The sequence below is a fragment of the Streptomyces sp. NBC_01335 genome (assembly GCF_035953295.1).
GTDB lineage: Bacteria > Actinomycetota > Actinomycetes > Streptomycetales > Streptomycetaceae > Streptomyces.
The window spans coordinates 4,246,388-4,268,429 of record NZ_CP108370.1 but is presented as its reverse complement, the minus strand read 5'-3'; the positions used below and the strand labels follow the sequence as shown (position 1 = coordinate 4,268,429).

Sequence of the window (22,042 nt, the reverse complement as noted above, 5' to 3'; positions counted from 1 at the left end):
CAAAGAAAGAGGAGGAGGCATGCCCTCTCCCGCTCTCACCGAACACACCTGCCGCACGCCGGGCCCGCGGCAGACCACGAACACCGAGCCCGCCCGGGGGCGAGCTGCCCAGGTGCGGACCAGAGTCCGGGTTCCGCTCGGTGCGAGTACCGGCCTGGAAGCGACCTCGCAGATGGTGACGTTCGAGGGGCTCGTCGACGGTCAGGAGCACCTGGCCCTGGAACTCGGCCCGGACCGCGACGTCCCCCTCGTCCGCCTGCACTCGGAATGCCTGACGGGCGACGTGTTCGCCTCCGCCCGCTGTGACTGCGGGCCGCAGCTGCAGGAGGCGGTCGAACGGATCACCGAGGTCGGCGGCGTGCTCCTCTACCTGCGCCAGGAGGGCCGCGGCATCGGTCTGTACAACAAGATCGACGCCTACCGGCTCCAGGACGGTGGGCTCGACACCTACGAGGCCAACCGTGCCCTGGGCCTCGGCGAGGACCTGCGGGACTACACGGCGGCCGCTCAGATGCTCCGCGCTCTGGGCCACGAAGAGGTCGACCTGCTGACGAACAACCCCAAGAAGGTCGGCGAGCTGACCCGCCTCGGAATCCGTGTCAGGAACACCGTGCCCACGGGGGTCTTCGCCACCGCCCACAACATCGTCTATCTCTCCGCGAAAGCGGAGAAGACCCTGCACACCATCCAGTTGGAGGAGAAGTCCGCGTGATCAAGCACAACGGCCCCATCAGCGGCGTCGCCGCCTTCGCCGGTCGTCTGGTCGCCACCGCCGGATACGACAACCAGGTGATCCTGTGGGACGCGGTCGGGCACACCCCGCTGGCCCGGGCCCATCACGACCACCTCGCCAACCAGGTCGCGTTCTCTCCCGACGGCACCCTTCTGGTGACGGGCTCCAGTGACTACACCGCGCGTCTGTGGTCCGTGCCGGACCTCCAGCTGCGCGCGGTGCTCGCCGACCACAAGGACGACGTCGAAATGGCCGTCTTCCACCCGGAGGAGCCGCTGATCGCCACGGCCTGCCGTGACCACGTCGTACGGGTCTTCGACCTCTCCGGGACCCTGCTGCACCGTTTCGAAGGGCACACCGCCGACGTCATCTCGGTCGAGTGGCTTCCCGCCACCGGTGAACTGCTCTCTTCCAGTGACGACGGCACCATCAAGCGCTGGTCGCCGGCCACGGGTGGCATGACCGCCGACATCGATCTCGACGGAGTCGAGACCGACACGATCGCCATCACTCCGGACGGCACCGTGTACGCGGGCAACGACGACGGCGCGATCATCCGTATCAGCGGTGAGGCGGTCGAGCACTTCCCGGCCCACGCGGCGGGCATCAAGCGCCTGGTCGCCCACGCGGCGACCGGCTCTCTCGTCAGCCTGAGCTACGACCGCACGCTGCGCGTCTGGGATCTGACGGAAGCCGGCCCCCGGTTGCGGCACAGTGCGGAGTTCCCCGCGGAGATATGGGCCCGTTCCTGCGCGTTCACCGGTCCGGACACTCTCGCTTTCGCGACCTTCGGCTCCACGTACGCCACGTACGACCTCAGCACGAGCACCTGGGACCTGTCCGGGGTCCAGGGCACGCACTGCGTGAACGCCGTGATTCGCCCGGCGAACGGCCCCGTCCTGACAGTCGGCGACGCCGGACAGGTGTGGGCCGACGGCGAGGCCGCAGGACGCCCCGGCAGCCTCTGCAACTTCCTCGTCGACGTGGGTGGCCGCGTCCTCACCGGCGGACAACTCGGCCAGGTATTCGATGCTGTCACCGGCGAGGCCCTGCACCAGCACCACTCCCCACTCAACTGTGGCGCCGCCTTCGAGCGGAACGGTGTACCGCACGTCGTCTTCGGCGCCTACACCGGCGAGGGTCTCGTCTTCGCCGTGCCGGCGAGCGGTCCTCTCGAACTGGTCGCCGAGATCCAGCTGCACAGCAACGCCGTCAAGGGTGTCGCCGTCTCCGGCACCGCTCTCTTCGCGGTGTGCGCGGACGCCTCCGCCAGTTGGTTCGACACCCGCACCCTCCAGCAGGTCGGTCGCGTCCAGGAAGCCCACACGCGGATCGCCAACGGCTGCGCCGCCCTTCCGCAGGGGCGCTTCGCCAGCATCAGCAGGGACCGGGTGCTGCGGCTGTGGAAGGGTACGGAAGCAACAGCCCTGCCCACTCCCCACGACCACTCGATCAAGTCGATCGCCGCGTCCACCGATGGCACCCTCGTGGCCACCGGCTCCTACGCGGGGACGGTCGCCGTCCTGCACACCCCGACCGGACAGTGGACGCACGTGACTCGGCCCACCACCGCCGGCATCTCCTCCCTGTACTACGACACCACGGACAACCGCTTCCTGGCGTCCTCCTACGACGGCAACGTCTACCCCGTCCCGGCCGGTGAGGACACGACCGGTGACTGATGCCCAGGTTCTACGGCCGGTGGCTGACGCTCAGGCCCCGGGGCCGGTGGCTGACGCTCAGGTCCCGGTCGCCAACCCCAACGACGTGTCCGATCGCACCGCCATGGGGCTGCCCGCGTCGTACGTCGAACGCGTCGACCACGAGCGGCTCGGGCAGGAGTGCGCCGGGCTCGTGGGGGAGACGCCCCAGGCGCTCGCCGCCCTGGCCGAGGACCCCCGGGCCGCCTACCCGGTACGCCTCGCGGCGGGCTCGCTGCTGGGCCTGCTCGGTGACCCCCGTGTCCGTACCGATGACCCCGCCATGGTCGACGTCCCGGCCGCACAGGCCCGGCTGGGGCTTCCCGCCGAGCAGGTCGACGCGGTGGTGGCCCGATGGCGGAGCGTGGGTGTGGTCCGCGCGTGGATCGCGAAGGAGGCCCCGGACCACGAGGTTGCCCTGCCCGCCTTCCGGATCGGCCGCTATCCGGTCACCAACGCCGAGTACCGCGCCTTCCTGCTCGACCGCCCCGACGTCGCACCGCCCTCCTCGTGGACGTTCGGCGCCTACCCCGCCGCACTCTCCAACCATCCGGTGTGGACGGTGTCCCCGCAGGACGCCGACGCCTATGCGACCTGGCTCACCCGCCGCACCGGGCGCGCCTTCCGGCTCCCCACCGAGGCGGAATGGGAGTACGCGGCGGCCGGCCCGCACGGCCTCGCCTACCCCTGGGGCAATCACGAACCCTCCACGCCGGGCCTGGTCAACACCGCCGAGTGGGGGCCGTTGACGACCACCCCCGTCGGCGTCCACCCGGCCGGTCGCAGCCCCTTCGGCGCGGACGACATGGGCGGCAACGTCGAGGAGTACACCGGCGACCCCTACCGCCCCTACCCGGGCGGTGAGGCCGTCGCCGACGACCTGACCCGCGCTGAGGGCGACGACTACCGGGTGGCCCGCGGCGGCAGTTTCACCCGCTACGGGGACCTCGCGCGAACGCGACGCCGCCACGGCTGGTACCGGCGTCCCATCTACGCGATGGGCTTCCGGCTCGCCGAGGATCTTCCTCCCGGTGGAGTACGACAGCGATGAATGAACGCCCGTACACCGTGCTGAGTTGTGCCGTGTCCCTGGACGGCCACATCGACGACAGCAGGCCCGAACGACTCGTCCTGTCCAGCCCCGCCGACCTCGACCGCGTCGACGCGGTACGGTCCGGGAGCGACGCGATCCTGATCGGTGCCGGCACCCTCCGCAAGGACGACCCGGGGTTGCGCGTGGTCTCCGCCGAGCGCCGCGCCTCCCGTGTCGCACGCGGCCTGCCTCCTCTCCCGACCAGCGTGGTGGTCACGCGTTCCGGGAATCTCGGCCGCGAACACGCCCTGTGGCAGGGCCCCCAGCACAAACTGGTCTACTGCCCCGCGCAGGTCGCTCCCGCGTTGGCGGACCGTCTCGCGGGACTCGCGGAGGTCGTCCCCACGGGGCCCGCTGTCGACGTGGACGCGCTCCTGAGGGACCTGCGGGCGCGAGGTGTGGGCCAGTTGCTCGTGGAAGGCGGCCAGGAGGTGCACACGTCCTTCCTGACGGCCGGCAAGGCCGACGAGGTGCACCTCGCCGTGGCCCCCCTGTTCGTGGGTGCGCCCACCGCCCCCCGCTTCCTGGGGCCCGGCGCGTATCCCTCGCACCGACTGCGGCTCGCCGAGGCCCGCGCCTACGGCGACACCGTCCTGCTGCGCTATCTCGTCCGGCCCCTGCCCACGGAGGTGACGCGGTGAATCCGTCCTCGCACGGTCCGCGGCGCCTGACGGCCGCCGACACCGCGCTGCTCAGCTCGGCGGTCGCGCTCGCCCACCGCTGCCCGCCCTCCCCGACCGCCTACTCGGTGGGTGCCGTCGTCGCCGACAGCCGGGGCACGGTGCTGGCGACCGGGTACTCCCGCGAGGACGGGACACGGGTCCATGCCGAGGAGGCCGCCCTGCGAAGGCTTCCGCCCGGCACCGACCTCACCGGGGCCACTCTCTACTGTTCGCTCGAACCCTGCAGTCAGCGCGCCAATTCCCCTGTCAGCTGCGCGGATTTGCTGATCGCGGCGGGGATTGGGAGAGTGGTCGTCGCATGGCGTGAGCCTCCCTTGTTCGTCGCGTCCTGCTCCGGTCTCGACCGGTTGCGCGCGGCCGGCGTACGCGTCGAGTACCACGCGTCACTGGCGGAGGCGGCCCGCGCCGCCAATCGCCATCTCCCCCTCCCTTCCATCTCTGACCACCCGTGCGACGGGCTCACGTGAAGGACGGCACAGCCCCATGACGATCCGGCTCCCCGCACGCGAGGACCCCGCACCGCGGATCGAGACGGAACCTCCGCAGCAGCTCACCCAGACCGCCCCCGCACACTGCCAACGGGCCCTGGACGAGCGCGTCGCGGCTCTCCACGGGGTCCGTGTCGCCGCTTCCTGGGGCTGCCACCAGGGCTCGGTCGCCAGTCACTTAATGCCCAGCTTCGCCCACGGCCCCGCAGCGGCCTTCTTCGAGGGCACGGAATTCGCCCACCGCCACCCCGCCTACGACGGAAGCCTGCACGTGCGCCTGGACGACCACTGGACGGCGGCGGCGGCGGCAGCCGGCTGGGGCGTGTCCGTCCCCCCGGAGGCGGGCGGCGGGATGCTCCTCTACGGCCCCCGGGACGAGGCGGAGACGGAAGTCCTCTGGCAACTCCTGCACGCCTCCTACTGGTACGCCAGGCGAGGGCTCACCCCGGTGCCCCGTCAGGGGAACGTGACTGTCCTCCGCCCGGCGGGAACCCAGCGGGAACGTCCAGGGAGGCGCTGAAACCAGGATCCCTCACATCGCCACCGACCACAGTCGCGAAAGGGATCAGAAAAATGACCAAGTCCTCCATGCGTGTGACCGTTCTCCCCGCGCTCCTGGCCGCCGTTCTCGTCACCGGTTACACCGCCGAGCAGGCCGCCTCACCGGCCTCCCGGCACCACGCCGTGGTCGCGACCGAGATCGGCCCTTACGGGGCGGACCCGGTCCCGGCCGCGGACGCCTCACAGGGCTGACGTCGGCCCTCGGCGCGCACGCGACGCCTCCCACCGCGCGGCTCGGGGCAGCGGCTCAGCACGCCACGATCTCGGGCGGTTCCGGAGCGAGAAGGCCCATCCGAGCACGGAGCAAGGACGCCTCGCGCGCGTGGTCGGCCGCCCGTGCCAGGTCGTTCAGCGCGTAGCAGGCCGCAGCCTTCCCGGACAACGCGGCCGCCATCTCCAGCCGCAGGCCGATCGGGGAGGCGATCCGCCACGCGGACGCATGGCTGGTGAGCGCCTCGGCCGCCTCGCCTCCCGCCAGTCGCACACGGCCGAGGAGATTCAGGGCGCTCGCCTCCCGCGTACGGAAGTTGTGCAACTGCGTCAGATTCAGCGCACGTTCCGCGTCCACCCGGGCGCCGGCCATGTCCTGCTCGGCAAGGCGCACGGTGGCACGCGCGAGGAGTGCTCGCACGATGTTGGGCGGTGCCTCCAGCTCCTCGGCCAGGTGCAGGGCCGCTTCCGCGTGGTGCGAGGCGCTGTGCGGCTCTCCGGAGACCAGGAGCGCGGGCACGAGTTCGGCCAGCGCGCCGGCCTCCAGTGCCCGGTCCTTGATCCGCCGTGCGATCGCGGCCGCTTCCCGGCCCGCTTCCAGAGCCTGCGCCGGGTGAGACAGCAGAACGCTGACGTCACACAGGTTGGTCAGCGTCTCGGCGGTCTCCCGCTCGCTGTCGTGCCGACGGTGGAGGGCGACGGCTGCCTGGTAGGAGGCGACTGCTGCGGGAAGTTCCCCCAGACTCCACTGGAACACCGCCATTCTGCTGAGCGCCGCCGCCTCGGCACGGCTGTCCGCCACTCGGCGGGCCAGCTCCAGGGCCTCTCCCAGCGCGGCCCGCCCGGTCCGGAAGCGGTCCAGTTGCCAGCAGGCAGAGGCCAGATTCGTCAGCGAGAGGCCCAGCAGCAGTGGCTCGTCCAAGGCCCGGGCCGCCTCCACGGCCGTGGCGCACACCTGCGCGTACTCCTCGTGGTAGCCCTGGTTGTGCAGGTAGTAGACGAGATTGCGGGCGAGCAGCACCGTGTACTCGTGCAGTCCCTGGCGTTCGGCCAGACTCAGGGCGTCGCCCAGAACGGAGTGTTCGGCACGGAACCACCGCACCGCGGCGGCCGCGTCGCCGAACCGGTGCAGGTGCACACCGGCCGGGTCGGGCAGCGGCACCGGATAGGCCGCCCGCTGCGGGAAAAGTTGCCCGCACGCGTGCTCCGAGGACCACAACAGGTGGCGCAGCAGACGTTCGGCGGACTCCTGACGGGTTTCCTCCGGCACCCCGTCCCCGCCGCCGGACAGCGAGCGGGCGAAGCTGCGGACGAGGTCGTGGAAGGTGTAGCGGTCCCGGTCCCGCTGGCGCAGGAGCTGGACGTCCAGCAGGTGTTCGAGGATCTCACCGGCCTCGTCCACTCCGGTGCCGAGCAGGGCAGCCGCCGAGTCGACCGCCAGGCTCGACCCGGGATGTGCCGCCAGCAGGTGGAAGGCCGTGCGCGTGTCTTCGGACATCGACCGGAAGGACAGCGTGAGCGCCGCCGCCACGCTGAGCTCACCGCTTCGCAGCTCCCGCATCCGACGGCTCTCGTCCCGCAGGAGATCGGCCATCTTCCGTACCGACCAATGCGGACGCTGACACAGCCGGGCGGAGGCGATACGCAACGCCAGCGGCAGATATCCGCAGAGCCGGACCAGTTCGTCCACCGCCCCGGGGTCCGCCGCCAGACGTTCGCGGTCCACGGAGCGGGCGACGAGTTCGACGCTGTCCTCGGCCGACAGGAGGTCGAGCGGAAGCCAGGACGCGCCCTCCAGCTCCACCAGCCGGGTGCGGCTCGTGATGAGGACCAGGCAGTGCGCGGACCCGGGTATCAGAGGACGTACTTGCTCCGCGGTCGCGGCGTTGTCCAGGAGGAGCAGCACGCGCCGACGCGCGGTGACCGCCCGCCAGAGCGCGATGCGGCTCGGCATGTCCTCGGGGATACGGCTGGACTCGACTCCCAGGGTCCGTAGCAGCGCGGCCAGCACGGACGCGGGGTTCTCGGGTTCCTCCCCGGGGGTGTAGGCGTGCAGGTCGACGTAGAGCTGTCCGTCCGGATAGTCGGCGAGCAGCAGATGCGCCGCGTGAACGGCCAGCGCCGTCTTTCCCGTACCGCCCATTCCGTCCACCAGGACGATCCGGGTCCCACCGCTTCGGCTCTGCTCGCTGAGGAAGGTCAGCCGTTCCAGTTCGGCTTCGCGGCCGGTGAAGTCGGCGACGTCGTACGGGAGCGTGCACGGGCTCTGCACCGGGGGCACGAACGACGGCGGTGCGTCGGATGTTCCGTGCCGACGTGCGGGGACGTGCAGTTCCGGACTCTGTCGCAGCACCGCTTCGTGCAGGGCGAGCAGTTCGGGGCCCGGGTACACGCCGAGGTCGCGTGCCAACGTGTCACGGATGGCCGCGAACTCCTCCAGTGCCTCGGCCTGGCGCCCGCTGCGGTACAACGCCAGCATCAGCAACCCCCGGAGCGCCTCCCGCAGCGGCGCCTGCTCCACAAGACTGCGCATCTCGCCGACCAGCGCGGCAGACTGCCCGAGCTCCAGCAGCAGTCGGGCCCTGTGCTCGGCCGCGGCGAGTCGCTTCTCCTCCCATGCCAGGGAGACGCTCTCCAGGACGGACCTTCCCAGCCCCTGGAGCACCCGTCCCCGCCACAGGTCCCCGGCCGCCCCCAGCTCCTCGGCGGCGTTGGAGGCCAGCCCCGCCTTCTCCGCCTCCTCGGCCCGACGGAGTCGGATGGTGAACAGCCCGGCGTCCACCTGTTCCTCGTTCACGACCGCGCGATAGCCGCCGCTCTCGGTGAGCAGCAGCCGCTCACCGCCGGGCAGCCGCTTCCGGAGCACGGAGACCGCTTTGCGGACCTGGTGCGAACCGGTTTCCGGCGGATCGTCGTCCCAGACAGCGGTGACCAGCCGGTGCAAGGGCACCACGCGGCCACGCTCCAGCAACAGCACGCCGAGGACGCACGCGGGCAGCGTTCCGGACAGCGGGAACGGCTCTCCGTCGACTTCGATCCGCAGTGGCCCAAGAATGTGGAACTGGACCCCACTGGAATTCGCCCCCACGGCCGCCACCTCTTGTCCTTCGCTGGAAGCGGCAGGTCGCGCCCCTGACGTGCTACGGAGCTTAGTCCTCGCTTCCCCGCGGACCGGTACGGGGCTGCCGTGCCGGCGTCGGGGGACGACAACGCCGCGAGGTGCCGTACCGGGGCACGCGAGCCGCGATGATCCAGACGAAAGGTCCCAAGACGCGTCCCGGCCCCCGCCGAGCTGTCGAACCGCGAGGACGGCGCCCCGGAGACGGCCCGGGTGCTCGCGGAGGCCGTGACGGCAGCGGCGCCAGGTGCAGGGGCGACGGCAGCGACGGCAGCGGTGACCTGCACGGCAAGAAGACGTAGCGGTTGTTCCATGCTCACCAAAGGGCGCGGGACAGCCCGTAAAGTTGTGGGCATGGATCTTCACACTGCGACGATGTGGGAGACAGCCGAACTCGCCGGAGGACCTGCCGATGGTCTTCGCATGCGGGTTCCCGACCAGCCCCCGGTCCTTCAGGTGACGCGTCCCTGCCGCGTCGAATCCCCGGACGGCGACGAATTCATGGTGGACGCGTTGTACGTGTACCGCCGCGACCCCTATGCGCAGGACGAGCCCGTGGCGTACGGGTTCGACCCCGCCAGCCCCTGATCCGGAAGGTTCGGGGCACCGCGCAGAAGCGCCCCCTGTCCCTCGGTCACGGAGAACCGGCGGGGCAGGGGGCGCGGGCGCCGTGGCGTCAGCCGTCGGTGGCTACCGGCTCCGCCGCCATCGCGGCGGCGGGCGCCGGCGCGGGCTGAGCGGCTGTGGCCGGGGCCTGGGTGGCGGCCGGGGCGGGGGCGGGGTCGTTCTTCATCGCCTGCGCCTCGCTCTTCAGGATGCGCGCCGACTTGCCGAGGGCCCGCGCGGCCTCCGGAAGCTTCTTCGATCCGAACAGCGCGATGACCACGACCGCCAGGATCAGCACGTGCCAGGGTTCCAGTCCATTGCGGAGCATGCCGAGCCCGCCTTCCTCGTGTCGGCCGTGGGCGCTCGCACGCCGCCCGCCCGGCCCAGATGGTTGCTGCTTGAACGCAACGGTACAAGAAGGAGGGGGCCGGCGGTGGGGCCCGCCCGTACTGGATTTACGCCTGCGCGGCCAGTCTTCCGGAAGCCGCGTCCAGTCGGCCGAGAACCCGCTCGCGGCCGAGGAGCTCCATGGACTCGAAGAGCGGCAGTCCGACCGTACGGCCGGTGAGCGCGACGCGGATGGGCGCCTGGGCCTTGCCCAGCTTCAGCCCGTGCTGCTCACCGACCGCGACCAGCGCCGACTTCAGGTCGTCCGCCTGCCACGCGGTGGTGGCCAGCGCGGCACGGGCGTCCCGCAGGATGGCGTCGGCGCCGGGCTTCATCGCCTTGGCCCAGGAAGCCTCGTCGCGGACCGGCTCGTCCAGGAAGAGGAAGTCGACGCAGGCGGTGATCTCGGACAGCACCGTCAGCCGGGTCTGCGCGAGCGGGGCCGCCGCCTCGAAGACGGCCGTGTCGAAGGCGTCCGCGGCCCAGGGGGCGTGCGGGGCGATCAGCCACGGCGCGCAGGCCGCGGCGAACTGCTCCGGTGCGAGCGCGCGGATGTACTCGCCGTTGAAGGCGGTCAGCTTCTTGACGTCGAAGAACGCCGGTGAGGTGTTGACGTCCTCGATGCGGAAGAGCTGCTCCATCTCCTCGTAGGGGAGGATCTCCCGGTCGCCACCGGGGCCCCAGCCGAGCAGCATGAGGTAGTTGACCATCGCCTCGGGGAGGAAGCCCTCGGCGAGGTAGTCCTCCAGCGCCACCTTGTCGCGGCGCTTCGAGAGCTTCTGGCGCTTCTCGTTGACGATCACCGGGAGGTGCGCCCAGCGGGGCGGTTCGGCGCCGAGCGCTTCCCACAGCAGCTGCTGCTTCGGGGTGTTGGAGAGGTGCTCCTCGCCCCGGACCACCAGGGTGACGCCCTCGTCCAGGTCGTCCACGACGTTGGCGATCAGGAAGACCGGTGAGCCGTCGCCCCGCGCGATCACGAAGTCCTCGATGGCGCTGTTCGGGAACGCGGGCTCGCCGCGCACCAGGTCGACCACGACGGTCTCGCCCTCGTCCGGGGTACGGAAGCGGAGCGCCCGTCCCTCCTCGTGGACCAGGCCGCGGTCGCGGCAGAAGCCGTCGTACCCGAGGTGCTCCGAGCCGGTGCGCTCCTTGAGCTGCTCGCGCGTGCAGTCGCAGTAGTACGCGCGGCCGGCGTCGTACAGCCTCAGTCCGGCCTCGGTGTGGCGGGCGGCGTTGTGCGACTGGAAGTAGGGGCCCTCGAAGGCGGGGTCGTCCTCGTGGATGCCGATGGCGGCCAGGGCGTTGATGATGCCGTCGGTCCACTCGGGCTTGTTGCGCGCGGCGTCGGTGTCCTCGACGCGCAGGACGAAGGTGCCGCCCGACTGCCGCGCCACCGCCCAGTTGTAGAGGGCGGAGCGGGCGCCGCCGACATGGAACATGCCGGTGGGGGACGGGGCGAAACGGACGCGGACCGGTGCATCAGACATAGCACCCACCCTACCGACGGGCCGCGAGCCCGAGCGGCCGTTGTCCACAGAGCTACCTATGCAAGATGATCAACAGATATCGTGATTGGCACAGATGTAAGGGCGGCAGCAAGGGGGCGGGACCATGGACGAGCCCGCACCCGGACGGAGTCCCCGCTGAGCGCCACCAGGTTCCGCCCGGCGGGCGACGAGTCCGGGGCGCCGGACACCGGGGAGACCGAGAACGCGCCACTCACCCTGCTCGGGCTCGACCCGCTGGAGGACGCCCTCTACCGGCTCCTCGTGGACCGCCCCGACAGTGAGCCCGCGCTGCTGACCAAGGAACTGGCCGCTCCCCTCCCGGCCGTCCGCGACGCCCTGGAGTCCCTGGTGGTGCGGGGCCTCGCGAGCTCCGCCTCCTCCGGGGGCGTACCGCGTTACCGGGCGGCCTCCCCCGTACTCGCCCTCGGCCCGCTGCTGGAGTCCCGGCGGTCCTCCCTGCACCAGGTCGAGTCCTTGATGGCCACCCTCGCCGAGCGGCACCGCTCCGCCCAGGCCCACGCGTCGGGGGCCCCGGTCGAGGTGCTTTCGGGGGCGGCGGCGATCCGCCGCAGACTGCTGCTGATGCAGGAGCAGGCCACCGCCGAGGTGTGCAATCTGATGCCGCTCGGGCAGTCGGAGCACGCCGTGATCACCCACGAGGACAACCACTCGGAGATCGGGGGCGTCCTCATGCGGCGCGGAATCGCGCTGCGGTCCGTCATCGAACGCGACTGGCTGGAGAGCCCGGGAATCCCGGCGGCGCTGGAGGCCTACATCGCCCAGGGCCAGCAGATCTCCGTGGTGGACAAGCTGCCGCTCAAGCTGGTCATCGTGGACCGGCGGGTCGCGCTGCTCCCTCTCGAACCGGGGCGCGAGGACATCGACCAGGTCGCTCTCGTGGTCCACCGCACCGGACTGCTCGTCGCCCTCAGTTCGCTCTTCGAGGCGCAGTTCGAGCGGGGCACGCTCCTGCCGCCCTCCGGTACGGCCGCGGTCACCGAGGACGCCTCCGGCACCCTCCTCGACCCCACCGACCGCAGAATCCTCGCCCTGCTGCACCTCGGACTCACCGACTCGGCCATCGCCCGCCAGCTCGGCATGGGCCATCGCACCGTGCAGCGCCGCCTCCAGAGGCTCATGGCGCAGGTGAAGGCGTCCACGCGTTTCCAGCTCGGGTGGCACGCGGCGCAGAACGGCTGGCTGGAGGACGCGCCCGCCCCGGCCGGCGAGCACGAGGCACCGGTGCCGTCGGTGCCCTCGGTGCCAGAAGGGTCGCGGGGGGAGAACGGCGACTCCTGAGGCGCGTTTACGCCCTGGCGCGTTCACGCCAAGCCCCAGGGCTTGTACAGGGTGCGGAGACTGGCGAACCATCTGGGTGCCGGGCACAGGGACTCCCCATAGCCCCTGCGTCCGGCATCACTTTTCCGTCGGCGGCCACCCAGGACGCGGTCGGGACCGAGCCGGTCGCCGGGAGTTCCCGTGACCGGCCCCTCCCGTGTACGCGGACACGCGAGTGCGTACGGCTGCGGTCAGGCGCCGAAGCGGGTGCGGTACGACTCCAGGTCCGCGTCCGTGATCTTGGAGAAGAGCAGCGGCGGCACCGTGAAGGGGGTCCCGGCCGGCAGGAAGTCCAGCGTCCGGGCCTCGTCCGCCGTGACCCAGGTCGCATCGGCCCACCCGCCCGGGTCGCCCTGTACGGGCCCGCCTTCCGCCGGAGCGAACACCGCGCGCAGGGCACCGGCCGTGACCGGCACGACGGGTTCGGAGACGATCGCCTGCAGCCGGACGAGGTTCATGGCCGTACGCAGGGTGAGAGCCGCGCCCTCCGGGTCGGTCTTCGCCTCCCGCCAGGGCTCCTTCTCGGCGAGGTAGGCGTTGCCCAGCGCCCACAGGGACCGCAGGGCGGCCGCCGCCTTGCGGTAGTGGAGACCCGACAGGTGCTCCTCGTACTCGGCGAGCAGCCGCGCGGCCTCGGCGCCGAGCCGCGCCTCCGGCTCACCGGCGGCCCCTCCGGCCGGGACCGTGTCGCCGTACTTCCTGCGGGAGAGGGAGAGCGTGCGGTTGACGAAGTTGCCGAGGGTGTCAGCGAGGTCCTTGTTGACCGAGGCGGCGAAGTGCTCCCAGGTGAAGGAGGAATCGTCGGACTCGGGGGCGTGCGCGACGAGGTAGTAGCGCCAGTAGTCGGCGGGGAGCACCTCCAGGGCTTCGGCGGTGAAGACGCCGCGCCGCGCGGAGGTGGAGAACTTCCCGCCGTAGTAGGTGAGCCAGTTGAAGCCCTTGACGATGTCGGCCTTCTTCCACGGCTCGCGCACGCCGAGTTCGGTGGCGGGGAACATCACCGTGTGGAAGGGGACGTTGTCCTTGCCCATGAACTGGGTGTAGCGGACGGTGTCGTCGGCCTCGTACCACCAACTTCGCCAGTCACGGCGGGGGAAGGAGGCACGGGGATCGGCCGGGGCGGCGGCAGCAGCCGGCGAGCCTCCGGCCGCGGAAACCTGCGCCGGGGAGGCTTCGGCCCATTCCTTCGTGGCGCCGATGTAGGCGATCGGGGCGTCGAACCAGACGTAGAAGACCTTGCCCTCGGCCGCCAGCTCGGGCCAGGTGTCGGCGGGTACCGGGACGCCCCAGTCCAGGTCGCGGGTGATGGCCCGGTCGTGGAGTCCTTCGGTCAGCCACTTGCGCGCGATCGAGGTGGACAGGTGCGGCCAGGTGCCGGCCACGGCGTCGATCCACGCCTCGACCTCCTGCTGGAGCCGGGACTGGAGGAGGAAGAGATGGCGGGTCTCGCGCACCTCCAGGTCGGTGGAGCCGCTGATGGCCGAGCGGGGATGCAGCAGGTCGGCGGGGTCGAGGACGCGCGTGCAGTTCTCGCACTGGTCGCCGCGCGCCCGTTCGTCCCCGCAGTGCGGACAGGTGCCTTCCACGTAGCGGTCCGGCAGGAAGCGCCCGTCCACCGGTGAGTACACCTGCCGGACCGAGCGCTCCTCGATGAAGCCGTGCTCCTTGAGGCGGCGCGCGAAGTGCTGGGTGAGCTCGGCGTTCTGCGGCGAGGAACTGCGGCCGAAGTGGTCGAAGGAGAGGGCGTATCCGTCGTACACGGCCTTCTGCGCCGCGTGCGCCCGCGCGCAGAACTCGGCGACCGGGAGGCCCGCCGCATGGGCGGCCAGTTCGGCGGGGGTGCCGTGTTCGTCGGTGGCGCAGATGAAGAGGACCTCGTGCCCGGTCAGCCGGAGATACCGGGCGTACACGTCGGCCGGAAGCATCGACCCGACCATGTTGCCCAGGTGCTTGATCCCGTTGATGTACGGAAGGGCGCTGGTGATCAGGTGTCGGGTCATCCTGGATGCTTCCTTTTCAGTCCGGTACGAGCCGGGCCAGCAGGACACCGCGCGGGCGCACCACGGAGCGTGACCATGGCGCGGAGCTCCCGGGTGGTGCGGTCGGGGCGGGCGCCCTCGGTGGGCGTCATCGTAGGCAGGGCGCGCCCTACCCGTGCGAGTGGTTTTTGGCGGTGCGTCAGAGGGGCACAGTCGCCCGAACGCCTCCCGGAGGCACGCTGGACGCCGCCCCGCCCCGGCGGCGCACGCACCCGCGCTGCGCCCCCAAGTGCCCCGATTTTGACCAGTGTTCAGGGTTTATCTACGCGCGGAGCTACGCCCACCGAACGATCATTCGGGCATATCAGACGACTTCTCGCACAGCCATTACCGGTCGGTACTTCGAGCTGCTAAAAACTGTCTGCGCCACGAACTCCCCTCGCACCCCCCACCCTTCCGAAGGGGCCACCGGCCATGTCAGTGCGTAGATTCTGGGCATCCTTTTCCACTCTGGCCATCGCGGCCGTCGCAGCGCTGGGAGCCGCTCAGCCGGCCTCCGCCGCTACGGGCGGTTACGTCGCTCTCGGCGACTCCTACTCCTCCGGAGTGGGCGCCGGCAGTTACCTCTCGGACAGCGGCGACTGCCACCGTTCGACCAAGGCGTATCCGTACCTCTGGGCCGCCGCCAACTCCCCGTCCTCCTTCGCCTTCGTCGCGTGTTCGGGCGCGACGACGTCGACCGTCGCCGGCAGCCAGCTGAGCGCGCTCAACTCGTCGACCGCACTGGTCAGCATCTCGGTGGGCGGCAACGACGTCGGCTTCGCCGATGTCATGCAGACCTGCGTCCTGTCGAGCGAGGCCACCTGCATCAGCAGCGTGAACGCGGCCGTCACCAAGGCGCAGAACGTCCTGCCGGGCAGCCTCGACTCCCTCTACGGCTCCATCCACGCGAAGGCCCCTTCGGCGCACGTGGTCGTGCTGAGCTACCCCCGCTTCTACAAGATCTCCGGCAGCTGCATCCTGGGCCTCAGTGAGAACTCACGGAAGGCGATCAACAACGGTGCGGACGTGCTGAACTCCATCATCGCCAAGCGCGCGGCCAACGCCGGCTTCACCTACTCCAGCGTGGTGGACGAGTTCACCGGCCACGAGCTCTGCTCGGGCGACCCCTGGCTCAACAGCGTCACGCTGCCGGTCTACAACTCCTACCACCCGAAGGCCGCCGGCCAGTCGGGCGGCTACCTGCCCGCCTTCAAGTCGGCGCTCTAGAGACCTGAGTCGGAGACGGTAGGCGGAGTCCAGTCCGGCCATTCGCGCCCCCGACGGGAAGGGCCACAACCGGCCCAGCCGCCACACGCCGACGGCCCGCACCACCAACGGCCCGAACCGCCAACGGCCGAACCGGCGGCGGTTCGAACCGACGGCCCGCACAGCGCCACCCCCCACACGCACAGGGCCCCTGCGCCGCAGACCGGCGCGGGGGCCCTGTGCCGTCTCAGGCACGCCAAGCCGTCGCCCCCGTCAGGCCCTCGACCCCGTCAGGCCCTCGACCGCGTCAGGCCCTCGACCACCTCAAGCCGTCGGCCGCGTCGTTCCTCAGACGCGCTCGACGAGGTATTCACGCCCGGTCGGCGGCTCGTACGGCTCCGGCCAGAAGTCGGTGACGGCGGTGATGCGGCCCCTGGTGTCGAACGAGAAGAAGTGGATGCCGTCCAACTCCGCTTCCCCCACGGTGAAGAGCGTGCGTGCGGCGGCCTGGCCACCGAGCCCGGCCTCTCCCGCTCCGGCCGGGCGCTCGGGCAGGTCGGCCACGATCCGGTCGACGCGCACGTGCCAGTCGCCCGGGTACTCCCGGTTGAACCGGACGCATCTCTCCTTGCCCCGGACCACCTCGCGGGTCTGCGGCACTTCGTACACCACGTCGTCGTCGAGGGTGGCCGCGAAGGCCTCCCAGTCACGGGCGTCCGCGGCGGTCCAGTACGTCTCCACGGCCTTGCGCAGAACAGCGGTCGAGACCGTGCCCGCGCTCATCTCTGCAGTCATGGAAGGAGTCTGAACCCCGCCACTGACAATTGCGCTGACCTGCGAAGACGGCGCACAGCACGCGCTACCGGGCAGGACGCGCAGGCGCCACCGCCCCCTCGCTCCGGACCCACTCCAGCGACTCGTCGATCGCGCGGGCCGGCGAGGTGCTCCGCGCTGTTCCGTTGTCCGCCATGGCCCACACCCTCGGATTCGCGCGGATTTCTGGTTCCCCGAAGGGCTGTGCACCAGATCCTCACCATCGGGTTGGATGGGGGCATGAGTAGCGCAGAAGCCATGCCCGACTGGGAGAAGCGGTTCCGTGCACCGCGCGTCTCCCTGCCCGACTGGGCGGAGGACGCCCCGGACCGCAGCCTGTTCGTGTCCAATGCGACCGGTACGTACGAGATCTACGCGTGGGACCGGAAGACCGGCGAGCAGCGCATGGTCACGGACCGGCCGGACGGCACCACGGACGCGGTGCTCTCGCCGGACGGCGAGTGGATCTGGTGGTTCGACGACGGCCGCAGCTCCGACGATCCGGCCGCGCCGTCGTACGGCGACGAGTTCGGCGTCTGGATGCGGCAGCCGTTCGGCGGCGGCGAGGACGTTCCGGCGGCGCCGGGTCTTGAGCCGTCGTATCCGGCGGGTCTCGCGATCGGGCGGGACGGCAGCGCGGTCGTCGGGCGGTCCACCGACGAGGACGGGACCACGGTCCATCTGGCGCGGCCGGGCGGCGTGGGGGACGTGGAGATCTACCGGCACCGCGAGTCGGCCGGTGTCGGTGATCTGTCGTACGACGGCAGCCTGATCGCCCTGGAGCACACGGAGCACGGCGACGCGATGCACTCGGCACTGCGGGTGGTGCGGCCGGACGGCTCGACGGTGGCCGAGCTCGACGACACCGAGGGCGGCACGAAGGAGCTGGGCCTGGCGGTGATGGGGTTCGCTCCCGTCGCCGGTGACACCCGGCTGCTCGTCGGACACCAGCGCCGGGGCCGCTGGGAGCCGATGATCTGGGACCCGGTCGCGGGCACGGAGACGGAGCTGGCGATCGATCTCCCCGGTGACGTGAGTGCCGAGTGGTATCCGGACGCCTCCGCGATCCTCGTCGAGCACGGCTTCGAGGCCCGCAGTGAGCTGTGGCGCCACGAGCCGGGCGGGTCGGCCCCGGTGCGGGTGGAGACGCCCGCGGGTTCGGTGTCGGGTGCCACGGCCCGGCCGGACGGGACGGTGGAGTACCTCTGGTCCTCGGCGGCCCAGCCGCCGGTCGTCCGCTCGACCACGGGCGCGGTGGTGCTGGACCCGCCGGGGCTGAAGGCCCCCGGCTCGGTGCCGGTGCGGGACGCGTGGGTGGAGGGGCCGGGCGGGCGGGTGCACGCGCTGGTGCAGACGCCGGCGGCGGGCGAGGGCCCGTTCCCGACGGTCTTCGAGATCCACGGCGGGCCGACGTGGCACGACAGCGACGCGTTCGCGTCCGGCCCGGCGGCCTGGGTGGACCACGGCTTCGCCGTCGTGCGGGTGAACTACCGGGGCTCGACGGGGTACGGCCGGGCCTGGACCGACGCGCTGAAGCACCGGGTCGGGCTGATCGAGCTGGAGGACATCGCGGCGGTCCGGGAGTGGGCGGTCGAGTCGGGTCTCGCCGACCCGGACCGGCTGATCCTGGCCGGTGGGTCCTGGGGCGGTTATCTGACCCTGCTCGGTCTCGGTACCCAGCCCGACGCCTGGGCGCTGGGGCTGGCGGCCGTCCCGGTCGCGGACTACGTCACGGCGTACCACGACGAGATGGAGGCCCTGAAGGCGATGGACCGGACCCTGCTGGGCGGCACTCCGGAGGAGGTACCCGAGCGGTTCGAGGCGTCGTCGCCGCTGACGTACGTCGACGCGGTGCGTGCCCCGGTCTACATCTCGGCGGGCGTCAACGATCCGCGCTGCCCCATCCGTCAGGTGGAGAACTACGTGGACCGGCTGAAGGCCCGCGACGCGGTGCACGAGGTCTACCGCTACGACGCGGGTCACGGCTCACTGGTGGTGGAGGAGCGGATCAAGCAGGTGGGTCTGGAGCTGGACTTCGCACTGCGGCATCTGCCGGAGCGCGCACCCGGAACGACCGCGGCGACCACCGCGACGACGGTCTCCGAGAAACAGCAGTAGACCCGCGCCGGGACCGGGGCGCCCTCGTAAGGGACGGATAAATGGGCGCCCCAGCTCCCGGTCGGCCGGGCGGGGACCGTACGGTAATGGGGTGTACCGGTTCCTGCTGACCCCGCGATGGTGGGGGATCAACCTCTTCGTCGTGCTGGCCATTCCGTTCTGCGTGTTCATGGGCACCTGGCAGCTCGGCCGCTTCGAGGACCGCGTGCAGTCGCACGAACAGGCCGAGAAGCAGCCGGACCCGGGCACCCGCCAAGCGAAGCCGCTGGACTCCCTGCTGCCCGTGGACACGGTCACGTCGGGGCGTCCCGCCACGGCGACGGGTACGTTCGCGGACCAGTTCCTGGTCCCGGGGCGCGAGCTGGACGACCGCGAAGGCTTCTACGTCCTGGACCTGCTGCGTACCGACGGCGGCAAGGCGCTGCCGGTCGTGCGCGGCTGGATGCCCGGCGAACCCGAGCGCGCGCGGGAGAACAACACGGTCCCCCCGGCGCCCACCGGTGAGATCACGGTGACCGGCGACCTCCAGGCGTCGGAGAGCGCCACCAGCACCGGCGTGAACAACGCCGGTGGCCTCCCCGACGGGGAGCTCGGCATCATCAGCGCGGCAACGCTGGTGAACCTCGTGCCGTACGACGTGTACGACGCCTGGGTCACGCTCCCCGCGAGCGGCATCGGCGGCGCCGACGACTCCGGCAACGGCATGAAGGCGGTTCCGGCGGCAGCGGTCGAGGGCAGCGGTCTCGACCTGAAGGCCTTCCAGAACCTGGGCTACACCGGGGAGTGGTTCGTCTTCGCCGCGTTCGTGCTCTTCATGTGGTTCCGCCTGCTGCGGCGCGAGGCCGAAGCGGCCCGGGACATCGCCCTGGGCCTGATCCCCGACCCGGCCGCCCCCGCCCGGTCAACGCCGGTCGCTCCTGAACCGGGTGAACCCGTCGGCACCCCGTCCGGGACGCCGCCGCGCAGCGGGTGACCCCGCGTCCGCCGCGTCCCGGCCGACTCCGGCCGGGACGCTACGACTCCGCGACGATGCCCGTCCGGTAGATCGTTCCCGCGCAGGCGTGGCTGATCGTGGTCTCGGCGGTCGGCGCACCCGCTTCCGGGGTGTTCGTCACGGCGATGGACCCCTCGGCCGGGGCGGTGTCCTCCGTCAGGAACTGCGTCTCCACGCTCGCCGCCTGGTCCTCGCCCGCTCCGGTGCCCGGCGACGCGGCCTCGGTCGGCGTGGTCGGGGGGACGGTGGCGGTGGGACAGGTGTCGGTCGGTACGAAGGCGAACTGCACCTCGTACGACATCTCGGGCTTCAGCAGCACGGCGGCGGGCTCGACGGCGGGGTCCGGCAGTCCGGCGGCGGGGTCGCCCACCACATGCTGCACGACGTCGATCTTCGTCGCGTCGGCAGCGCCGGACGCGGTGAAGCCCACCGTGCCGGCGCTGCTGACCGAGCAGTTCGCGGCGGACGTGTTGGCGATGCGGAAGCTCCCGTAGACCGTGCCGTTCGAGTCGGCCGCTCCGGCGGACGCCGAGACGACGCCGAGCTGGCCGGGTGCGCAGGCCGGCAGGGCGGCGATCGAGGCGAGTTCCTCCCGGCCGACCGCACCGGAGCTGGAGCTGTCGGAGTCGGCCGGGCCCTCGGTCGCGGACGGGGTACCGCTGGGGTCGGGCGTTCCCTCCTGCGGGCCGCTCGTCCCCTGCGCGGACCGTCCGTCGCTCGGCTTCTCCCCCACCGCCGCCCCGGAGGCGTCGCCCTGCTGGTTCTGGGAGTTCTTGCCGTGTCCGGCGGGGGCGGGGGCCGCGGTGGCCGCGCTCTCGGAGTTCGCCACGTGCACGAAGGCGGGCACGGCGGTACCGATCAGCAGGGCCGCGGCAGCCGCGCCGACGACCGCCTGGCGGCGTCGCGCCCGCCGGGCGGGTATGGCCCGGTGCAGTCGGGCCAGCGCGCTCTCGGCGGGTTCGAGGTCGCGGACGGCTCCCCGCAGCAGGTTCCGCAGCGCCTGTTCGTCGGCGGTGTCGCCGTCGTCGCCGGGGCTCGGGGCACCGGCGATCAAGCCCCGGCCACCGGCGCTTCCGCCCGAGCCCGCGGTCGTGGAGCGCGCCAGGAAGAGCGGGGCCGGTGGGGTCGGCGCGCCCGTCCCGGACGCCTCGTCGCGGGAGCCGGCTGCCTCCTCGCCGGGGCGGGACAGGTCGTCGAGCGCGCGGGGCGCCCTCTCGTGCCCGTCGGAGGTTTCGCCGCCCGGGCCGCCGGGCGTTTCGTCGTACCGACCGGCCGGTGTGTGCCCGGGAGGACCGTGCTCCTCATCGGCTCCGAGGGTGCGGCCGGTCGGCTCGGCTGCTTCTGCCGGGCTTTCGGGGCAGTGACCCGACGCCGGCCCATGGCTCGCCCTCGACCCATGGCTCGTGCTGCTCGGCCCGTCGTCCACAGTCCCGCTTCCCGTCCGGTCCGGCTCGCTGCTGAAGGGGCGCCCGCTCATGCCTGCGCCTCCATCACCAGGCGCAGAGCGGCGATCCCGCGCGAACCGTACGCCTTCACCGAACCCAGCGAGATACCGAGGGTGTCGGCGACCTGCGCTTCGGTCATGTCCGCGAAGTAGCGCAGCACGAGGACTTCCCGCTGGCGCCGCTGGAGGCCTTTCATCGCCTTGATCAGCGCGTCCCGCTCCAGCTGGTCGTACGCCCCCTCCTCCGCGCTGGCCATGTCCGGCATGGGCTTGGAGAGGAGCTTCAGCCCGAGGATGCGGCGGCGGAGCGCGGAGCGGGAGAGGTTGACGACCGTCTGCCGGAGGTAGGCGAGGGTCTTCTCGGGTTCGCGCACCCGGCTGCGGGCGGAGTGCACGCGGATGAACGCCTCCTGCACGACGTCCTCGCAGGAGGCGGTGTCGTCCAGCAGGAGCGCGGCGAGGCCGAGCAGCGAACGGTAGTGGGCGCGGTAGGTCTCGGTCAGATGGTCGACCGTCGTTCCGGCCGCCACCGCCTCTTCAGCACCCTCGCGCTGCGAGGGGAGCCGTACGGGGCTCGTCGTGCTCGCAGCGCTCAGCGGGGCGATCACCGGCATGCCGCCGACCGCGCGGGGCCTGCGGAGCGGGAGCACGGAGACCCCCCGCAGGGGGACGACCACCGGGATTTCGAGAACCTCTGCCACGCAAGTTGGACACACTGCCCCCCGTCAGGGTTGTACGCGTACGGCAGCGCGTTCAGCTCTCTGCGACTCGCCCTCATACGTACCCGCTCTTCCCCAATTGCCCTATTGGTGCGCCCGTCGCGCAAGAAGTGACGGCGAAGACGCCGAACAGCCGACCCACGGTTGCACAGGACCACAGAGTCATCGTCGGATATGACAACGCCCCAGCTCAAGGGGTTAAGGAAGCCGAATTGAACATGTGACCTTCACAGATCCCACAAAACTGTTTCGATGAGACATTTCGATTGCGTACGAAATTCCCCGGCTCTGAAGAGAGCCGG

At 71.4% G+C, this 22,042-nt stretch carries 17 protein-coding genes and 1 pseudogene; 11 read left to right on the top strand and 7 right to left on the bottom strand.

Features of this window, described 5'->3' with window-relative positions:
* Window positions 1-19 precede the first annotated feature (19 nt).
* From OG599_RS18345 to OG599_RS18315, 6 genes and pseudogenes are all read left to right on the top strand, one after another.
* On the top strand, window positions 20-712 hold the full coding sequence (locus OG599_RS18345) for a GTP cyclohydrolase II (protein ID WP_327177051.1): 693 nt from the start codon (window positions 20-22) through the stop codon (window positions 710-712).
* A complete protein-coding gene (locus OG599_RS18340; RefSeq protein WP_327177050.1) occupies window positions 709-2,415 on the top strand; it encodes a WD40 repeat domain-containing protein in 1,707 nt (568 codons plus the stop codon). Before OG599_RS18345 ends, OG599_RS18340 begins: the two co-directional genes overlap by 4 nt.
* A gap of 85 nt (window positions 2,416-2,500) precedes the next feature.
* Window positions 2,501-3,484 (top strand): formylglycine-generating enzyme family protein, encoded by a 984-nt coding sequence (locus OG599_RS18335; RefSeq protein WP_327177049.1) that lies wholly within the window; start codon window positions 2,501-2,503, stop codon window positions 3,482-3,484.
* Window positions 3,481-4,676: pseudogene (locus tag OG599_RS35475) on the top strand (dihydrofolate reductase family protein). The gene OG599_RS18335 and the pseudogene OG599_RS35475 overlap by 4 nt, the downstream one beginning before the upstream one ends.
* Window positions 4,677-4,878: 202 nt before the next feature.
* Window positions 4,879-5,217, top strand: coding sequence for a luciferase domain-containing protein (locus OG599_RS18320; protein ID WP_327177046.1), 339 nt, complete (start codon window positions 4,879-4,881; stop codon window positions 5,215-5,217).
* A 53-nt stretch (window positions 5,218-5,270) separates the two neighbouring features.
* Window positions 5,271-5,450, top strand: a complete 180-nt coding sequence (locus tag OG599_RS18315) for a hypothetical protein (protein WP_327177045.1) — start codon at window positions 5,271-5,273, stop codon at window positions 5,448-5,450.
* 55 nt (window positions 5,451-5,505) lie between these two features.
* On the opposite strand, the gene OG599_RS18310 is transcribed toward OG599_RS18315, so the two are convergent.
* Window positions 5,506-8,556 carry an AfsR/SARP family transcriptional regulator gene (locus tag OG599_RS18310; RefSeq protein ID WP_327177044.1) on the bottom strand — a complete coding sequence of 1,017 codons (3,051 nt, stop codon included), beginning with the start codon at window positions 8,554-8,556 and terminating at the stop codon, window positions 5,506-5,508.
* 384 nt (window positions 8,557-8,940) lie between these two features.
* On the opposite strand from OG599_RS18310, the gene OG599_RS18305 reads away from it, so the two are divergent.
* Window positions 8,941-9,174, top strand: coding sequence for a hypothetical protein (locus OG599_RS18305; protein WP_327177043.1), 234 nt, complete (start codon window positions 8,941-8,943; stop codon window positions 9,172-9,174).
* An 88-nt stretch (window positions 9,175-9,262) separates the two neighbouring features.
* On the opposite strand, the gene tatA is transcribed toward OG599_RS18305, so the two are convergent.
* Window positions 9,263-9,520, bottom strand: a complete 258-nt coding sequence (gene tatA / locus OG599_RS18300) for a Sec-independent protein translocase subunit TatA (RefSeq protein ID WP_327177042.1) — start codon at window positions 9,518-9,520, stop codon at window positions 9,263-9,265.
* A gap of 127 nt (window positions 9,521-9,647) precedes the next feature.
* Window positions 9,648-11,018, bottom strand: a complete 1,371-nt coding sequence (gene gltX / locus OG599_RS18295; RefSeq protein ID WP_327180083.1) for a glutamate--tRNA ligase — start codon at window positions 11,016-11,018, stop codon at window positions 9,648-9,650.
* Between the two features lie 129 nt (window positions 11,019-11,147).
* Here gltX and OG599_RS18290 point away from each other — a divergent pair, with 129 nt between their 5' ends.
* Window positions 11,148-12,386: a helix-turn-helix transcriptional regulator gene (locus OG599_RS18290; protein ID WP_327177041.1), complete on the top strand. Its 1,239-nt coding sequence runs from the start codon at window positions 11,148-11,150 to the stop codon at window positions 12,384-12,386.
* A gap of 230 nt (window positions 12,387-12,616) precedes the next feature.
* On the opposite strand, the gene metG is transcribed toward OG599_RS18290, so the two are convergent.
* Window positions 12,617-14,425, bottom strand: coding sequence for a methionine--tRNA ligase (metG, locus tag OG599_RS18285; protein WP_442809449.1), 1,809 nt, complete (start codon window positions 14,423-14,425; stop codon window positions 12,617-12,619).
* 453 nt (window positions 14,426-14,878) lie between these two features.
* Here metG and OG599_RS18280 point away from each other — a divergent pair, with 453 nt between their 5' ends.
* Window positions 14,879-15,673 carry an SGNH/GDSL hydrolase family protein gene (locus tag OG599_RS18280; protein WP_327177039.1) on the top strand — a complete coding sequence of 265 codons (795 nt, stop codon included), beginning with the start codon at window positions 14,879-14,881 and terminating at the stop codon, window positions 15,671-15,673.
* 327 nt (window positions 15,674-16,000) lie between these two features.
* On the opposite strand, the gene OG599_RS18275 is transcribed toward OG599_RS18280, so the two are convergent.
* On the bottom strand, window positions 16,001-16,447 hold the full coding sequence (locus tag OG599_RS18275) for a nuclear transport factor 2 family protein (protein WP_327177038.1): 447 nt from the start codon (window positions 16,445-16,447) through the stop codon (window positions 16,001-16,003).
* 258 nt (window positions 16,448-16,705) lie between these two features.
* Between OG599_RS18275 and OG599_RS18270 the strand changes: the two genes are divergently transcribed.
* Both OG599_RS18270 and OG599_RS18265 read left to right on the top strand, forming a co-directional pair.
* Entirely contained in the window at window positions 16,706-18,583 is a 1,878-nt protein-coding gene (locus tag OG599_RS18270) for a S9 family peptidase (RefSeq protein WP_327177037.1), read from the top strand.
* Between the two features lie 91 nt (window positions 18,584-18,674).
* Window positions 18,675-19,556 carry an SURF1 family protein gene (locus tag OG599_RS18265; protein ID WP_327177036.1) on the top strand — a complete coding sequence of 294 codons (882 nt, stop codon included), beginning with the start codon at window positions 18,675-18,677 and terminating at the stop codon, window positions 19,554-19,556.
* Window positions 19,557-19,596: 40 nt separating this feature from the next.
* Here OG599_RS18265 and OG599_RS18260 read toward each other — a convergent pair whose 3' ends face one another.
* Window positions 19,597-20,631, bottom strand: coding sequence for a hypothetical protein (locus OG599_RS18260; protein WP_327177035.1), 1,035 nt, complete (start codon window positions 20,629-20,631; stop codon window positions 19,597-19,599).
* A gap of 419 nt (window positions 20,632-21,050) precedes the next feature.
* Entirely contained in the window at window positions 21,051-21,635 is a 585-nt protein-coding gene (locus OG599_RS18255) for a SigE family RNA polymerase sigma factor (RefSeq protein WP_327180082.1), read from the bottom strand.
* Window positions 21,636-22,042 lie beyond the last annotated feature (407 nt).

Excerpts from the sequence above, each read along its gene's own strand:
- OG599_RS18275 (WP_327177038.1), bottom strand. The coding sequence starts at position 16,447 with ATGACTGCAGAGATGAGCGCGGGCACGGTCTCGACCGCTGTTCTGCGC.
- tatA (WP_327177042.1), bottom strand. The coding sequence starts at position 9,520 with ATGCTCCGCAATGGACTGGAACCCTGGCACGTGCTGATCCTGGCGGTC.
- gltX (WP_327180083.1), bottom strand. The coding sequence starts at position 11,018 with ATGTTCCATGTCGGCGGCGCCCGCTCCGCCCTCTACAACTGGGCGGTG.
- OG599_RS18305 (WP_327177043.1), top strand. The coding sequence starts at position 8,941 with ATGGATCTTCACACTGCGACGATGTGGGAGACAGCCGAACTCGCCGGA.
- OG599_RS18280 (WP_327177039.1), top strand. The coding sequence starts at position 14,879 with ATGTCAGTGCGTAGATTCTGGGCATCCTTTTCCACTCTGGCCATCGCG.
- OG599_RS18270 (WP_327177037.1), top strand. The coding sequence starts at position 16,706 with ATGAGTAGCGCAGAAGCCATGCCCGACTGGGAGAAGCGGTTCCGTGCA.
- OG599_RS18315 (WP_327177045.1), top strand. The coding sequence starts at position 5,271 with ATGACCAAGTCCTCCATGCGTGTGACCGTTCTCCCCGCGCTCCTGGCC.
- OG599_RS18255 (WP_327180082.1), bottom strand. The coding sequence starts at position 21,635 with ATGCCGGTGATCGCCCCGCTGAGCGCTGCGAGCACGACGAGCCCCGTA.
- OG599_RS18345 (WP_327177051.1), top strand. The coding sequence starts at position 20 with ATGCCCTCTCCCGCTCTCACCGAACACACCTGCCGCACGCCGGGCCCG.
- OG599_RS18320 (WP_327177046.1), top strand. The coding sequence starts at position 4,879 with ATGCCCAGCTTCGCCCACGGCCCCGCAGCGGCCTTCTTCGAGGGCACG.
- metG (WP_442809449.1), bottom strand. The coding sequence starts at position 14,425 with ATGACCCGACACCTGATCACCAGCGCCCTTCCGTACATCAACGGGATC.